The 2,058-nt window shown below is 48.3% G+C and carries 3 protein-coding genes and 2 pseudogenes; 3 read left to right on the forward strand and 2 right to left on the reverse strand.

Going from position 1 to position 2,058, the window contains the following annotated elements:
• The coding region (locus tag A9J31_RS15425; RefSeq protein ID WP_342669173.1) for an IS1/IS1595 family N-terminal zinc-binding domain-containing protein at positions 1 to 107 on the reverse strand (107 nt) is incomplete at its 3' end.
• 65 nt (positions 108 to 172) lie between these two features.
• On the opposite strand from A9J31_RS15425, the pseudogene A9J31_RS08530 reads away from it, so the two are divergent.
• The 3 genes and pseudogenes from A9J31_RS08530 to A9J31_RS08540 form a co-directional block, all read left to right on the forward strand.
• Positions 173 to 595: pseudogene (locus A9J31_RS08530) on the forward strand (transposase); the annotation flags it as partial.
• A 201-nt stretch (positions 596 to 796) separates the two neighbouring features.
• A complete protein-coding gene (locus A9J31_RS15760; protein WP_067764172.1) occupies positions 797 to 1,018 on the forward strand; it encodes a hypothetical protein in 222 nt (73 codons plus the stop codon).
• The gene (locus tag A9J31_RS08540; RefSeq protein WP_162270485.1) at positions 987 to 1,526 is read left to right on the forward strand and encodes a dihydrofolate reductase; all 540 of its coding nucleotides are present in this window, start codon (positions 987 to 989) and stop codon (positions 1,524 to 1,526) included. The genes A9J31_RS15760 and A9J31_RS08540 overlap by 32 nt, the downstream gene beginning before the upstream one ends.
• 251 nt (positions 1,527 to 1,777) lie before the next feature.
• Here A9J31_RS08540 and A9J31_RS08545 read toward each other — a convergent pair.
• Positions 1,778 to 2,058 (reverse strand): annotated as a pseudogene (locus A9J31_RS08545) (hypothetical protein); the annotation flags it as partial.

Here is a 2,058-nt window from a genome sequence, read left to right on the forward strand (position 1 = left end):
TTGCAGTCCTTACATTGATAGTTCTGCTTGCCATAGCTTTTTTTGCCGTTTTTCTTTAAACTGGGACTGTGACAGTCGGGGCAATTGATCTGTATTTGTGTCTTCATAACCTCAAATATATCATCTTGCTTCGGCTGTCACTCTCCTTTATTAACTCAGCATACTTTCTGATACACCACCCATTTTCGAACCATTGGATTTCATTGCAAGGCTGGCCGCCCTGGTACCGAAGCCCAGAGTCAACCTAACCCGCTTCCACGGGGTGTTCGCACCCAACAGTCGGCACCGGGCGTTGGTCACGCCGGCAAAACGGGGCAGGGGCAACAAGGTCAGGGTGGCTGATGAACCGGCAACACCAGCACAACGGCGAGCGTCGATGACATGGGCGCAACGGCTCAAGCGTGTTTTCAATATCGACATCGAGACCTGCAGCGGCTGCGGCGGCGCCATGAAAGTCATCGCCTGCATTGAAGACCCTATAGTGATCAAGCAGATCCTTGATCACCTGAAGCACAAAGCCGAAACCAGCGGGACCAGGGCGTTACCCGAAAGCCGGGCGCCACCGGCTGAGCTGCTCCTGGGTCTGTTTGACTGACGAGCCTGAAGGCCAACGATACCAATCAAAATGCTGCGTTCACAGCGCCGCGGCAGGGATCCGCCGTGCTGGTTGTCGGAAAAGGAGCCGCTAGTGGGAAAGAGGAGGGTAAATTTTCAGCGTTGCTGGCTCCCCGTCAGCCGGATTGGGTTGCATCGCAGGGGTGTCGAAAGAGTCAACTGCGGTCCAAAGCTGTTGGACTTGGGTGAAAAGGGCGTTTATTCTTCCTATACGTCTTTAAGTATTCATCCTATGGGAGATACTGGTAAATACCGCCTATGGATATTACGTTACGGTGAACATTATCTGATCATTGAGATCGGCTATGACAAGTTACGTGAATCTATTCGTGAACATCAATTCCAACTTGCATTTAATAAAGGTATTCCATATGAAACTTTATCACGTCGTAGCTACGGCTAAAAACAACACCATCGGTCTAAATGATAGCATCCCTTGGCAATCTCGAGCAGATATGTCTTTCTTTCGTCGTCGTACGATGAATTCAATTATTGTGATGGGTCGTAAAACTTACGAATCCTTATATCGCAAACTTACAGGTCGACACATTGTTATCTTAACACGTAACCCAGATACATTCTACCTTGACAATGAGAATCTGATGGGTGATACAGTCGTTGTAAGTAATGACCTACAACTGGGTATGGGTAAAATTCTTGATTGTCTAATCGATCATCCTGAAGTCGATCGTGAGCGCGCTTATATTGTAGGGGGTGAACAAATTTACACCCTAACAGCTAATCTCGTAGCGGGTGCGTACGTTAGCCATATAGAGGTGCATGTTGAAGGTGATGCGCATTATAAACTACCTGAACACTTGACCGTCGCTACAAATCATCCAACGGAATTGGGTAATGAAGAAGATCCATTCCGTTCTTATACTTTTTACGAAACAGAAATAGCAGGTTAACATGGACACAGATACACTAGCCCTGGTGATAATCGGGCTGATATTGTTTACAGTATTATATACATTACAACACAGTCACAGTATCATTAAGGACATTGTGACACTACTCAAAAGCACACCATCCGATGAAAAAGAATATGTAGACTCAGAACTCTACATTCAGCATGTAAAAACCATTCGGATGTACGGATATCTAGACAGTACGAACTATAAGGTTCATGTTGGCGATGCTGATATCTGTAGTGGAGGTGTCACGCGTCGTGGGCATACGTTGTCGGCAGCGGGCCAAAAAGGAATACGTCCATGCCCATCGAGGTGAAACCGGCTGTGAGCGCGGGTTCAAGCATATAGCCCGACAGGCGCGTATCCTTGCCGATCACGACACGATGGCGGTGGTCACCGCGACGAAAGACACGGCCAGCCGCCATGCCGACGCGCAAGGCGGTTTCCGCCGTCATCGCGCCTTCGTTGGCTTTGCCACGAATACCGTCTGTGCCGAAATATTTGCGCACCATAAGGTCGATTATCCTGT

Origin of the sequence: Acinetobacter gandensis, assembly GCF_001678755.1 — a bacterium.
Classification (GTDB): Bacteria; Pseudomonadota; Gammaproteobacteria; order Pseudomonadales; family Moraxellaceae; genus Acinetobacter; species Acinetobacter gandensis.

Excerpts from the sequence above, each read along its gene's own strand:
- A9J31_RS08540 (WP_162270485.1), top strand. The coding sequence starts at position 987 with ATGAAACTTTATCACGTCGTAGCTACGGCTAAAAACAACACCATCGGT.